The organism is Actinomyces stomatis (assembly GCF_031292835.1).
GTDB lineage: Bacteria > Actinomycetota > Actinomycetes > Actinomycetales > Actinomycetaceae > Actinomyces > Actinomyces stomatis.
Genome location: NZ_JASPEP010000017.1, coordinates 1 through 12,571 on the forward strand (window position 1 = coordinate 1; position 12,571 = coordinate 12,571).

General features: G+C 69.9%; 10 protein-coding genes and 2 rRNA genes. 9 read left to right on the forward strand and 3 right to left on the reverse strand.

Annotation, left to right across the window (positions count from 1 at the left end; all coding sequences use genetic code 11):
* Together RIV12_RS09300 and rrf are read left to right on the forward strand one after the other, a co-directional pair.
* A 23S ribosomal RNA gene (locus tag RIV12_RS09300) occupies nt 1-117 on the forward strand; the annotation flags it as partial.
* 175 nt (nt 118-292) lie between these two features.
* Nucleotides 293-410, forward strand: a 5S ribosomal RNA gene (rrf, locus tag RIV12_RS09305).
* A gap of 120 nt (nt 411-530) precedes the next feature.
* On the opposite strand, the gene RIV12_RS09310 is transcribed toward rrf, so the two are convergent.
* Complete coding sequence (locus tag RIV12_RS09310) at nt 531-1,394, reverse strand: LysR family transcriptional regulator (RefSeq protein WP_309323361.1); 864 nt, start codon at nt 1,392-1,394, stop codon at nt 531-533.
* A gap of 78 nt (nt 1,395-1,472) precedes the next feature.
* Here RIV12_RS09310 and RIV12_RS09315 point away from each other — a divergent pair, with 78 nt between their 5' ends.
* The gene (locus RIV12_RS09315) at nt 1,473-2,435 is read left to right on the forward strand and encodes an EamA family transporter (protein ID WP_309323363.1); all 963 of its coding nucleotides are present in this window, start codon (nt 1,473-1,475) and stop codon (nt 2,433-2,435) included.
* On the forward strand, nt 2,432-3,070 hold the full coding sequence (locus RIV12_RS09320) for an NAD(P)-dependent oxidoreductase (protein ID WP_309323365.1): 639 nt from the start codon (nt 2,432-2,434) through the stop codon (nt 3,068-3,070). Before RIV12_RS09315 ends, RIV12_RS09320 begins: the two co-directional genes overlap by 4 nt.
* A gap of 6 nt (nt 3,071-3,076) precedes the next feature.
* Here the strand turns inward: RIV12_RS09320 and RIV12_RS09325 are convergent, their stop codons facing one another.
* Nucleotides 3,077-5,215, reverse strand: a complete 2,139-nt coding sequence (locus RIV12_RS09325) for a dolichyl-phosphate-mannose--protein mannosyltransferase (protein WP_309323367.1) — start codon at nt 5,213-5,215, stop codon at nt 3,077-3,079.
* A gap of 54 nt (nt 5,216-5,269) precedes the next feature.
* Here RIV12_RS09325 and rsmI point away from each other — a divergent pair, with 54 nt between their 5' ends.
* Both rsmI and RIV12_RS09335 read left to right on the forward strand, forming a co-directional pair.
* Nucleotides 5,270-6,244, forward strand: coding sequence for a 16S rRNA (cytidine(1402)-2'-O)-methyltransferase (gene rsmI, locus RIV12_RS09330; protein ID WP_309323369.1), 975 nt, complete (start codon nt 5,270-5,272; stop codon nt 6,242-6,244).
* 44 nt (nt 6,245-6,288) lie between these two features.
* Entirely contained in the window at nt 6,289-6,891 is a 603-nt protein-coding gene (locus tag RIV12_RS09335; protein ID WP_309323371.1) for an isochorismatase family protein, read from the forward strand.
* 96 nt (nt 6,892-6,987) lie between these two features.
* Here the strand turns inward: RIV12_RS09335 and RIV12_RS09340 are convergent, their stop codons facing one another.
* Complete coding sequence (locus RIV12_RS09340) at nt 6,988-8,037, reverse strand: hypothetical protein (protein WP_309323373.1); 1,050 nt, start codon at nt 8,035-8,037, stop codon at nt 6,988-6,990.
* Nucleotides 8,038-8,295: 258 nt separating this feature from the next.
* Between RIV12_RS09340 and metG the strand changes: the two genes are divergently transcribed.
* The 3 genes from metG to RIV12_RS09355 all read left to right on the forward strand — a co-directional run bounded on the left by metG (nt 8,296) and on the right by RIV12_RS09355 (nt 12,413).
* Nucleotides 8,296-10,143, forward strand: coding sequence for a methionine--tRNA ligase (metG, locus tag RIV12_RS09345; RefSeq protein WP_309323375.1), 1,848 nt, complete (start codon nt 8,296-8,298; stop codon nt 10,141-10,143).
* A gap of 6 nt (nt 10,144-10,149) precedes the next feature.
* Nucleotides 10,150-11,076 carry a TatD family hydrolase gene (locus RIV12_RS09350; protein WP_309323377.1) on the forward strand — a complete coding sequence of 309 codons (927 nt, stop codon included), beginning with the start codon at nt 10,150-10,152 and terminating at the stop codon, nt 11,074-11,076.
* A gap of 311 nt (nt 11,077-11,387) precedes the next feature.
* Nucleotides 11,388-12,413 carry a G5 domain-containing protein gene (locus RIV12_RS09355; protein ID WP_075419098.1) on the forward strand — a complete coding sequence of 342 codons (1,026 nt, stop codon included), beginning with the start codon at nt 11,388-11,390 and terminating at the stop codon, nt 12,411-12,413.
* Nucleotides 12,414-12,571: the final 158 nt, after the last annotated feature.

Here is a 12,571-nt window from a genome sequence, read left to right on the forward strand (position 1 = left end):
GGCACCTCGGTGTCCTGGTAGGCCCCCAGCAGACTACTGGGTTGATAGGCCAGGAGTGGAAGACCGGCAACGGTCTGCAGAGCTGACTGGTACTAATAGGCCAACACAAACAACAACACCCCCACACCCGGGGGGCGGTGAGAGTAAGAGCGAAGCGTCCACTATACGGTCCACACCCAACCCAACCACCAACCACACACACAAACACAGCGTGCTCGTGCGTGCGTGGTTTAACGGGGCGACCCGACAACACAATCACAGGAACACACTGACGCACTGCCTAACCAGTCGTCTCGGTGGTCACAGCGACAGGGAAACGCCCGGCACCCATCCCGAACCCGGAAGCTAAGCCTGACAGCGCCGATGGTACTGCACCCGCCAGGGTGCGGGAGAGTAGGACACCACCGAGCACAAACCACCAGTTCAGCCCCCGGCTCCACGTGGAGTTCGGGGGCTGAACTGCGTTCTCGGTGGCACTCATCCGGCGTCGATCGCAGAGAGCAGCAATTCACCTACGCAACGTCCTGATCTCATCCTACGGAATCAACGAAGGCCTGTGCCGCCGGGCTGGGGTTGAAGGAGTCCCAAGCCAGGTACTCCACCCGGACCGGACCGTCGCTGACGGGGATGCACACGCAGCCAGGTGCGTCGTAGGCCACACTGGGAGCAGTAAGAGCCGCCCCCAGCCCCTGACGCACCAATCCAGTGAGTAGGTCGGCCGTGTTCACCTCGAAGCTCACCTCACGGCGGAGCCCGGCCCCGTCAAAGGCCAGATCGGACTGCTCACGTCCCGACGACCCTTCCGGAAAATCCACGAACGGCTCGTCTGCCAGGTCCTCAAGGCGGAGCCGGCGCCGGCCCGCCAGTCGGTGCCCCTCCGGCAGTACCGCCACCAGGCGCTCCCGTGAGAGTTCTCGCGTCTGCACGCCCCGCGGCGCCACGCCTTCCGCCAGGCCGAGGAACCCCACGTCCAGCTCCCCTGCCGCAATACGACGGAGGAAGTCATCACTGCCGCCGGTGCGCACGTGCACGCCGACCTCGGGATAGCTGCGACGGAATGTCCCCAGGACGGCCGCAACATCCACTGCGCTGACGGTCGGGATCACCCCGATGCTCAGCGACCCTCTGATCTCGCCGTGAGCGGCCGCGGCCGAGACCTTCGCCCGCTCAGCCGCCTGCAGGCACAACCGAGCCTGCTTCATGAACGCCTCCCCGGCGGGCGTCACCTCCACCTTGCGGCTCGTACGCGCGAACAGCCTCACCCCGAGCTCGCTCTCCAGCGACTTGATCTGCCGGCTCAAGGCCGACTGCACCACGAAGCACCGCTCAGCCGCGCGCGTGAAGCTCTGCTCCTCAGCGATGGCCACGGCGTATCTCAACTGCTGCAGTTCCACCCATCAATCTTAAACGAGCATCGCTGTCATCACATCTATGTCATCGACGGATCGATGCTCACCCCTCAGGGTGGACGCATGACGACTCATGCCGAACCCTCGAACGCCAGGTGCGACTCCCGGTCGGCCACACCCGACGGCGCCCTGTCATGCGGCCGGCCGAGAATCGCCTGGATCGCTCTGACGGCCCTGGCGCCGGCGGTCTGGGGGACGACATACATCGTCACCACCCGCGCCCTTCCCTCGGGGCATCCGGTCTTCGCGGCACTGATGCGGACACTCCCTGCAGGCATCCTCGCCCTCCTCGCCTCCCGGCAGCTGCCGCGCGGAACGTGGTGGTGGAAGAGCCTCGTCCTCGGGGCCCTCAACATGACGTGCTTCTTCCCTCTCCTCTTCGTCGCCGCACAACGTTTGCCCGGAGGCGTGGCCGCGACACTCGGGGCCGCGCAGCCGATCATCGTCGCCGGCCTCGCCGTCGCCGTGCTCCATGAGCGCCTGTCGGCATGGAGGCTGATGTGGGGCGCGCTCGGCGTTGTCGGTATCGCCCTCGTCGTCCTGGGGCCGCAGGCGCAGCTCGACGCCCTCGGGGTGGCGGCCGGCCTGGGAGGGGCTGTCTCGATGGGCCTGGGAGTCGTCTTCACCAAACGGTGGGGCAGGCCCGACGGCGTCAGCGCCCTCGGCCTGGCCGGCTGGCAGCTCACCGGAGCCGGCCTCCTGCTCATCGCGCCCGCCCTCCTCATCGACGGCATCCCAACCGGAATCGATGCGGCGGCCGCGGCCGGATACGCCTGGCTCGGGCTCGTGGGAGGGCTGGCCGCCTACGTCCTGTGGTTCGAGGGCATCCGACGGCTGCCGGTCACGCCGACGACGCTACTGGGGCTGCTCTCACCGCTGACCGCGGCACTCCTCGGGAGCGTCATCGCCGGCGAGGTGCTCACAGCCATCCAGCTCCTGGGATTCGCTCTCGCTCTGAGCGCGATGAGCGCGGGCCAGCTGGCCCCGCCCTCTTTCCGATCCTCCTCTCGAAAGGACCCCTCATGAGAATCACTGTCCTAGGCGCAACCGGCATGGCCGGGACAGCCGTCGTCAACGAGGCACTGCGCCGCGGTCACGAGGTGACCGCCGTCTCCCGGCGGCGACGCCATCAGGGCGGCGCCCACCTCACCTCCTGCCTGTTGGACGTCACCGACGTCGAGGGCGTGGCCGGCCTCCTGGAAGACAGTGATGCCGCCGTCGTCGCACTCCGCCCGCCCGCGGGTCACGAGAGCGACCTGGTCCGACTGACAACGGCCGTCCTGGACGCCGCCTCCAGGAGCCGAACGCCTCTGCTCATCATCGGGGGCGCAGCTCCGCTGAGCTCGCCCACAGATCCCAGCACCCTCGCCATCGACGACCCCACCATTGTGCCGCCGGCCTGGAGAGACGTGGCCCAGGCGAGCCTCGATCAGTTCCGGGCCTGCCAGGCGCACAGCTACGAGGGCTGGGTCTACCTCAGCCCGCCGGCGATCTTCGGCCCGGGAGATGTCACCGGCGCCTACCGCCGCGGAACCACCACGCTTCTGCGGGACGCCCACGGAGCATCCCGCATCAGCCCCGAGGACCTGGCGCTCGCCGTCGTCGACGAGCTGGAGCACCCCGGCGGCGAGCAGCACGTCACCGTCATCGCCTCGGCCTGAGGGGACTCAGACCCAGGACGACAAGAACATGTGGTAGAGCCAGAAGGAGCGTGAGACCGTCTGCCCGGTCCAGATCGGCCACCAGAAGGCCGCCGCCGCGCAGGCCAGGAGCGTGACCACGATGATGAGGGAGATGCCCTCGGTGCGGATCTGCCAGGTGGGCGCCATCGTCCAGTTCGATAGGGAGGACCACGGCCTGCGCCGACCGGCTGGTTGCGGCGCTCCGTCGTCGGAGGGCTCCGGCGTGGCGGTGCCCTCCGACGACGTCGACGGGGCCGGGTAGCCGGTCAGCTCGGCGTAGGCCTGCTGCTGCGCCGTATCGGTCCGAGGACCGGTACCGGAGAGAGCGTCGTCGGCATCGGCTACGGCCGTGCTGATGCGGTACATGCCGGGATCGGTCTCCACCACCGGGGGTGTCCACACGGGTGTGCGCCCGAACTGCGGACCGAAACCCAGGAATCTGGCCCCCACGCCCCGCCACGGCCGGATACCCGGGCCGATCTGCCCCCTTCTGAGGGCCTCCATCTGAGCCTGGGCGCTTCGCGAGCCCGGCAGTGGTGGCAGCAGCCCGGAGCTCATGCCCAGCGCCAGCACGAGGACGAGGACGACGCAGGGCACGAAGGCCACTGTGTAGAAGGTGAAGATGGTGCGGTCCCGGTACTGGAACCACGGCACGTACAGGCCCAGGTAGCCGATGAGAGGCACCCAGACCCGCCAGTCGCGGTTCTTCACCCCGATGATGACCACGGCCGCCAGTGCCACGACGGCCGACCACCAGATGACGATGTTCCCGATCGAGGTGATCGCCTGAATGCAGTCCCCACCCCAGCAGGTCTGCGGTACCTGAGCCTTGTCCTGCCAGAAGAAGGAGGTCGGCCGGGTCTGCAGCAGCCAGCCGGAGGGCTTCGACTGGTACGTGTGCGGCTCGGCCAGGCCCACGTGGAACGTGTACATCCTCTGGTGGTAGGCGATGAAGTCGTTGATGTTCTGGAACACCGAGTCGCTGACGTACCCGGACAGCCATGGCGCGGGGATCTGGCTGCGCGCATTGGGCTCCGCCAGTGTCCAGCCGTGCATGTAGGCGCTGGGGTGGGTGAACCAGGACCACCAGCAGCCGACGTAGACCGCGACCACCACCGGAATCGTCTGAAGGAAGTCACTCACGCCCTGGGCGACCGTGCCCTCCAGGAACCAGGCCCGTGCCCTCACCCGCCGTAGCGCCAGAGTGTCCCAGATGACGACGACGATGCCGGAGGCCGCCACCAGGTAGAGCCCCGACCACTTGATGGAGCAGGTCAGACCCAGCGCGATGCCGGCCGCCAGCAGCCAGGGGCGGATCGTGGCGTGCGGGGCCCTCGCCCCGGGGCTCGTCCCCGCCATCTTGCGGGCCAGCCTCGCCCGCGACCACTCCCGGTCACGGACCAGGCAGTACAGGGTCACGGTGGCGAAGAAACCGATGAACACGTCCAGCAGCCCGATGCGGGACTCGGTCAGGGCCACGCCGTCGATCGCCAGGAGCAGCCCGGCCAGGCCCGCCAGCAGCGGCGAGCGGGTCAGGCGCATCGTCAGACGCGCCAGCAGCATCACCGTGAGGATCCCGGCGATGGCCGGCATGATCCGCCAGCCGAAGGGCGACTCCGGCCCGAAGACCTCCATGCCGGCGCCGATGAGCCACTTGCCCAGCTGGGGGTGGACGACGTAGGCCGCCTCGTCGGACAGTCCGGAGAAGTCCCCGGCGGCGAAGGCCGCATCGGAGTTGTGCGCCCAGCTCCCCTCATAGCCCAGGCGCCACAGGGAATAGGCGTCCTTGACATAGTAGATCTCATCGAACATGAGCGTCTTGGGGTGGTTCAGCCCGATGAGGCGCAGCAGCGCCGCGATGACGCCGACGACGCCGGTGACGACCCAACCGCGGACCCTCACGGCGCGGGGCATCATGTCATCCACCGGCCCCAGCCCGAGCAGGGTGCGCAGCTCGGCCTCGGTGCGCTCGGCGACGGCGGGCTCGGCCGGTGCGGGGTCCGTGGCCTCATCCCGCCTCGGGGTGGGTTCCTGTGCTCGTTCCTGCTCCACGTCCGGGCCGGAGGAACCGTCACGGGACTGCTCGGGGGACTGTTCAGGGGACAGCGCGCTCGGAGTCGTCACACCCCGAGTCTAGGCGGCAGCCTCACCGAGAGCGCACCGACATACTGTGTCCCTATGATTGAGAGCAGCCCGTCCCCAGAAGCCGCGATTGGCGGAGACAGCCACGATGACCAACCCGGCCCGGGCGGCCAGGTCGAGTCCACTGCCGACGACGGTGTCGCTGCTCCCGCCGCCCACAGCCCGGACCTGCGTGGTGGGACGATCACCCTGGCCGCCACCCCGATCGGCAACGTCTCCGACGCCTCCCGACGCCTGCGCTGCGCCCTGGAGCAGGCCGACCTCATCGCCGCCGAGGACACCCGCCGGCTGCGGGCCCTGGCCCAGCGCCTCGACGTCGAGTCCCCTGGGCGCGTCATCGCCTTCCACGAGCACAATGAGCGCGAGCGCGCCCCTGAGCTGCTCGAGGCGGCCCGCAGCGGCCTGCGCGTCCTGGTCGTCTCCGACGCCGGTATGCCATCGGTCTCCGACCCCGGGTACCGGCTCGTGCAGGCCGCGGTCCGCGAGCAGGTGCCCGTCACCGTCGCACCGGGCCCCTCTGCGGTACTGACCGCTCTGGCCCTGTCCGGGCTGGCCTCCGACCGGTTCTGCTTCGAGGGGTTCCTGCCGCGTAAACCGGGGGAGCGGCGTCGTGCCCTGGAGTCCCTGGCCACCCAGGAGCGCACCATAATCTTCCTGGAGTCGCCCCGCCGCGTCCACGACTCCCTGGCCGCCATGGCCGAGGCCCTCGGTGCTGATCGTCCCGCGGCGCTGTGCCGGGAGCTGACCAAGACCCATGAGGAGGTGCTGCGGGCCCCTTTGGCCGAGCTGGCCCGGGCCACGGCCGACGGCGTCCTGGGGGAGGTGGTGCTCGTCGTCGCCGGAGCCGAGCTGGTCGCCGCCAGCCCCGAGGCCGCCGCACGTGAGGCCCTGTCACTGGCCGAGACCGGCATGCGCCTCAAAGCGGCTGCGGCCCAGGTGGCCGGCGAGAGCGGTCTTCGCCCCAACGAGGTCTACCGCGCGGCTCTTGAGCTGCGTGATTCCGCCGACTGAACCGGCCGGGACACCGGCGCGGTCGATTCCGCTATGGTCGGGTCATGAACACCGAGCACCGCACCGGTTCCCAGGCCCGCGCTCGCCGGGCCCTCATCATCGTCGACGTCCAGCCCACCTTCTGCGAGGGAGGCGCCCTGGCGGTGACCGGGGGCAACGCCGTCGCCGAGCGCATCGCCGCCCACCTGTCCTCCCACCGGGGGGACTACGACCTGGTGGTCACCACCCAGGACTGGCACATCGACCCCGGTGAGCACTTCTCCAGCGAGCCCGACTTCATCGACACCTGGCCCGTCCACGGCGTGGCCGACTCCTCCGAGGCCCAGCTCCACCCCGCCCTGAGCGGCCTGGACGCCGACGCCGCCGTGAAGAAGGGCCAGTACGCCGCCGCCTACTCCGGTTTTGAGGGTGTTGACGAGGACGGACGCACCCTGGCGGACATCCTGAGCGCCGCGGGCATCGAAGCCGTCGACGTCGTCGGCCTGGCCGAGTCCCACTGCGTCAAGGACACCGCCCTGGACGCGGCCCGGCAGGGCTACCGGGTGCGGGTCCTGACCGATCTGACTGAGCCGGTCAGCCCCGAGCTGGGACGTGCCGCCCGCGCCGACATGAGCGCCGCCGGCATTGAGCTGGCGCCCTCCCACTGAAGGCCGTCGACGCCGGTCACCAGGGCCGCGGCCCCGAACAACATGGGTGCCCTCACCGACTGTCGTGAGGGCACCCATTGCGTTGCCTGAGGCGGGCTACTGGGCCAGCCAGCCACCGGGCTGCTGGTACGGGCCCGGCTGTCCGGGCTGTCCCTGCTGGTTGTGCTGGCCCTGCTGCACAGGCTGAGTGAATACCGACGGCTGCTCGGGCTGAGCCTGCTGCTGAGCCGGTTGCTGACCCGCCCACCCGAACTGGGCGGTCGGCGCGATCTGCGAGTACTGAGGCGCGGCTCCCGCCCCAGCGGCCGAGGGCGCGTAAGGGGTCGGTTCCGGCTGCTGGTACTGGGGCTGCTGGGCGTACGGCGCCGCCTGCGGCTGCTGGTCGGACTGCCATGCGCCCTGGGTGTAGACGGTCGGGGCCCCGGGGACCGCCCCGGTCATCGTGCTGAACGCTTCACTCGTCCCGGCCGGAGCCGTACCGGCGGCGGCCAGCTTGGAGCGCCAGGCCATGCCGCCGGCACCCATCGCCAGGCCCATGACCGCCATGATGATCGCGCCGACAACCCCGAACAGTGACAGCAACGTGGCCTTCGCCGACGAGGGGGCGACGATCTCGCCCACTGAGACTCCCGCGGTGCTGTGGCAGTCAACGGTGTAGGCGCCCGACTCCTGGGAGGAGAAGGTCGTGAAGAGCTGACCTCCCTTGACCTTCGTGGACGACGAGCCGGACTTCGTGGCGACCTCGTCACCACCGGGAGAGGTCACCGAGCACTCCGGTGCGTCGTCGCCGGTGCTGTAGAACAGCCCGTAGGTGCGGCCCTTGTTCAGCTCCACCGTGGCGGCCTGATCGTCCGGAAGGCTGGTGACAGTGGCGTTGAACTGGCCGCGGGTGACCGCCGAGCCGATCCCGCCGATGATGGCGATGAGGAGGAGGGCCAGCCCGGCCGCCGCCAACGCCGTCGGGGCGGCCAGGCTCCTGGACGTCGTCGGCCGTCCCTCGGCGCCCGGGTAGCCGGCCTGGGGCGTCTGGAACGGTGTGGCCGGCGAGTACTGCGGAGGCCGGCCGCCGGCCAGGGCGGGGTCGTAACCGTTCGCCGCCCAGCCTGCTGAGTTCGCTGAGTACTGGGAGCCGGGGTACTGGGACATAACTGGCCTTTCTGGTCCATCGTGTCCGTGTGAGAAGCGCGTGGGAACACGTCATGACGGCGTGCACGGCAGTATCGCGATGCTGAGACCTCACGCACCCCGAGACCTGTCGGAAGGTGCTGAAACGTGCCGGAACACCCACCGAGCGGACGCCGCACGACTCGGACAGACTACCGGGTGCCGGTGCGGCCCCGCAGGCCATGGACCGGATCCGCGGCCGTGGACTGAAGCGGCCGGGAACCCGATAGGCTGACCTCCATGACCCATATCCTGTCCGCAGTCGCCTGGCCGTACGCCAACGGCCCGCGTCACATCGGCCACGTCGCCGGCTTCGGTGTTCCCTCAGACGTCTTCTCGCGCTACATGCGCATGGCCGGTCATGACGTCCTCATGGTCTCGGGCACCGATGAGCACGGCACCCCGATCCTCGTCGCCGCCGACGAGGAGGGCCTCAGCGCCCGCGAGCTCGCCGACCGCAACAACCGGCTCATCGTCGAGGACCTCGTGGCCCTGGGCCTGTCCTACGACCTGTTCACCCGCACCACCGCCGGCAACCACTACCACGTGGTCCAGGACATGTTCACCACCGTGCGGGACAACGGCTACATGGTCCAGCAGGTGACCCGTTCGGCGATCTCCCCCTCCACCGGGCGCACCCTGCCCGACCGCTACATCGAGGGCACCTGCCCGATCTGCGGCGCCGAGGGCGCCCGCGGGGACCAGTGCGACACCTGCGGCAACCAGCTCGACCCCACCGACCTCATCAGCCCGCGCTCGCGGATCAACGGCGAGACCCCCGAGTTCGTGGAGACCACCCACTGGTTCCTGGACCTGCCCGCCCTGGCCCAGGCCCTGGGCGCCTGGCTCGACGAGCGCGAGGCCTCCGGCACCTGGCGGCCCAACGTCATCAAGTTCTCCCATAACCTCCTGGGCGACATCCGCCCGCGCGCCATGACCCGCGACATCGACTGGGGCATCCCGGTGCCCGGCTGGGAGGACCAGCCCACCAAGCGCCTCTACGTCTGGTTCGACGCCGTCATCGGCTACCTGTCCGCCTCCGTGGAGTGGGCGCGCCGCAGCGGCGACCCCGAGGCCTGGCGCGCCTGGTGGAACGACCCGCAGGCCCTGTCCTACTACTTCATGGGCAAGGACAACATCGTCTTCCACTCCCAGATCTGGCCGGCCGAGCTCCTGGGCTACAACGGCCAGGGGGAGCGCGGCGGCGAGCCCGGGCGCCTGGGCTCGCTCAACCTGCCCACCGAGGTCGTCTCCAGCGAGTTCCTCACCATGGAGGGCAAGAAGTTCTCCTCCTCCCACGGCATCGTCATCTACGTGCGCGACTTCCTCCAGCGCTACCAGGCCGACGCGCTGCGCTACTTCATCTGCGCGGCCGGCCCGGAGACCGCGGACGCGGACTTCACCTGGGCGGAGTTCGTGCGGCGCACCAACGGCGAGCTCGTGGCCGGCTGGGGCAACCTCGTCAACCGCACTGCCTCCATGATCCACAAGCGCTTCGGGCAGATCCCCGAGCCCGCCGAGCTCCAGGACATCGACCGGGCCCTGCTCGACGCCGTCGAGGCCGGTTTCCCCTCCGTGGGCGGCCTTATCGCCCAGCACCGCCAGAAGGCGGCCCTGGGGGAGGCGATGCGCCTGGTCGGTGAGGCCAATAAGTACGTCGCCGACACCCAGCCCTTCAAGCTCAAGGGCGAGGACCCCGAGACGCAGGCCCGCCTGGCCACGGTCCTGTACACGCTGGCCCAGGCGGTTGCCGACCTCAACCTCATGCTCTCGCCCTTCCTGCCGCACGCCGCCAACGACGTCGACCGGGTCCTGGGCGGGAACGGCCGGATCGCCCCGATGCCCCGCATCGAGGAGGTCGACGAGCTCGATCCCGAGCACCTGCCCGAGGCCTTCGACGGCCGCACCGGCTACCCGATCATCACCGGTGACTACCAGGACGCCCCCACCTGGGAGCGCCACCCGGTGACCGTCGGGACCCCCGTGGCCAAGCCGGCCCCGGTGTTCACCAAGCTGGACGAGTCGATCATCGAGGCCGAGCTGGCCCGTTACGCCGGCTCCGTGCCCGACGACGTCACCGGCTCCTGAGGGCGCATGGGCTCGAGGAAGCGCGACCGCTCCTGGCCGCCGGCCGACGCCGTCGCCCCCCTGGCGGCCCCGGTCACCGACAACCACACCCACCTGCCGGTTCCCTCGGATCCCGGCGGTCCCGGATCGGAGGCGCCGCTGAGCGCCGCCGAGCTGGTCGAGCGCGCCGCCGCCGTGGGCGTGGCCCGCGTGGTGACCTCCGCCTGCGAGGTCACCACCTGGGAGGAGAGCCTGGCCCTGGCCCGAGAGCTGCCAGGGGTGCGCGTGGCGCTGGCCGTGCATCCCAACGAGGCCGTCCTCCACGCCGGGGTGCGCGAGACCGGGCCCGACGGGCTCGCCCCGCGCGCCCGGGCGCGCCACGACGAGCCGCTCGAGCAAGTCATGGTCCGCCTGGAGGAGACGCTCAGGGCGAACGCTGACGTCGTCGTCGCCGTCGGAGAGAGCGGCCTGGATTTCTTCCGTACTGGTGACAAGGGGGCCGCCGCTCAGTGCGAGGCCTTCCGGGCGCACATCGCCCTGGCCAAGGACCTCGACCTGCCCCTGCAGATCCACGACCGTGACGCGCACGCCGCCTGCGTGGAGGTACTCAAGGCCGACGGCGCTCCCGGGCGCACCGTCTTCCACTGCTTCTCAGGCGGCCCGCAGCTGGCCGCCGCTTGCGCCGAGCACGGCTGGTACGCCTCCATCGCCGGCCCGCTCACCTACCCGGCCAACACCTCCCTGCGGGAAGCGGTCGCCATCCTGCCCGACGAACTCCTCCTGGTGGAGACCGACGCCCCCTACCTCCCTCCCAAACGCTGGCGCGGCCGCCCCAACGCCTCCTACCTCCTGGGCGATACGGTCCGCTTCCTGGCCGAGCAGCGGGGCCTGAGTGAGGAAGACCTCTGCTGCCGTCTGCAGGCCACCACCGAGGCGGTCTACGGGTCCTGGTGATCGCTTCGGCCTCCTGGGGCCGCCGGGATGCTCGGACATAGCGGCTCCTGACGTCCTGCGGGGGTGGGCGCCCGGAATCCGGGGAAGCGGGAAAGAGGGGGCAGGAGACCCGGTGCGGCCGATTTTGTCCGGACGATGGTTCCCAGGTTGTCACTGTTCGTTCAGGACTGTCCCAGGTGGGTGGCAGGTGGGAATCAGGCGGTCTCTGCACGGTTCCATCACAAGCTCACAGGGTGTGAGCAGACGCATTGGCACGCCCCTGGGTCATCGGTTACGGTGACACGCAGTCGTCAAACGAAGGAAGTTCTATCGTGGGTCGTCACTCCCAGACCAGCTCCCTGAGTACTACACTCGCCGGCCTTGGCTCCTTGGCCTCCAAGAAGGGGACCGCTTCAGGCGTCCACGGCCGTCGTCGTGCCGATGGGCCTGCCAAGACCTCCCTGACCCCCATGCTGTTCAAGGCGGGGGGCGCCGCAGCCGCCTTCTCCCTGGCGGTCTCCGGTGCCGCGTACGCGGCCATCTCCGCGGGGGATGACGAGGGGCGTTCCTCCTCGGGCGGTTCCTTCGGGCTGATCGGCGGTGAGTCCGAGGGGCAGGCCAAGGCGGCCGCCACCGAGAAGGCGGGCTCCGGCAAGATCGCCAGCGCTCAGACCTCCACCACCACCGTCGACGAGCCGCAGGTTCACGGCACGGTGAAGAAGGAGAGCGACGCCCTGCCCAAGGGTGAGACCAAGGTCGAGACCGCCGGCGTCGACGGGCTCGTGCGCACCACCTATGAGGTCACCACCCAGGACGGCAAGGAGGTCTCTCGCACCCCGGTCGCCCAGGTCGTCGTCACCAAGAAGGTGGATGAGGTCGTCCTGGTGGGTACCGGAGCGCAGCAGGCCCAGCAGGAGGCCGCCCAGGCCCAGCAGGAGGCCGCCCAGGCTCAGTCCTCCGGTGACGGGCAGGCCGCCCCTCAGGCCGACGGCGGTGGTGAGGGCTCGGGCAACAGCACTCCGGCGCCTGCGGCCAACCCCGGCGCGGGGACCGACCCTGAGAGCGCCAAGGCCATCGCCCGGTCCATGATGGCCGGCCACGGCTGGGGGGACTCCGAGTTCTCCTGCCTGGAGAACCTGTGGACCCGTGAGTCCAGCTGGAACTACCAGGCCGAGAACGCCTCCTCGGGCGCGTACGGCATCCCCCAGGCGCTGCCCGGCACCAAGATGAGCGAGGTGGCCGACGACTGGGCCACCAACCCCACCACCCAGATCACCTGGGGTCTGAACTACATCTCCGGCCGTTACGGCACCCCCTGCTCGGCCTGGGCTCACTCCGAGTCCGTCGGCTGGTACTGAGTCGAACCGGCCGTCCGGGACGTCGTCGACGGCGCCCGTCTCCCTGTGGGAGGCGGGCGCCGTCGCCATTGCTGCGAGATGCATGTCACAAAGGAGTGAGGCGGTTTATTGTCGCCGCCGCGACGCTTCCACTACCGTGGCACTCGCCGTCGATCGGA

Bases quoted from the DNA above. Each gene is read 5' to 3' on its own strand.
- RIV12_RS09315 (WP_309323363.1), top strand. From the start codon at position 1,473: ATGACGACTCATGCCGAACCCTCGAACGCCAGGTGCGACTCCCGGTCG.
- RIV12_RS09320 (WP_309323365.1), top strand. From the start codon at position 2,432: ATGAGAATCACTGTCCTAGGCGCAACCGGCATGGCCGGGACAGCCGTC.
- rsmI (WP_309323369.1), top strand. From the start codon at position 5,270: ATGATTGAGAGCAGCCCGTCCCCAGAAGCCGCGATTGGCGGAGACAGC.
- RIV12_RS09335 (WP_309323371.1), top strand. From the start codon at position 6,289: ATGAACACCGAGCACCGCACCGGTTCCCAGGCCCGCGCTCGCCGGGCC.
- RIV12_RS09340 (WP_309323373.1), bottom strand. From the start codon at position 8,037: ATGTCCCAGTACCCCGGCTCCCAGTACTCAGCGAACTCAGCAGGCTGG.
- metG (WP_309323375.1), top strand. From the start codon at position 8,296: ATGACCCATATCCTGTCCGCAGTCGCCTGGCCGTACGCCAACGGCCCG.
- RIV12_RS09350 (WP_309323377.1), top strand. From the start codon at position 10,150: ATGGGCTCGAGGAAGCGCGACCGCTCCTGGCCGCCGGCCGACGCCGTC.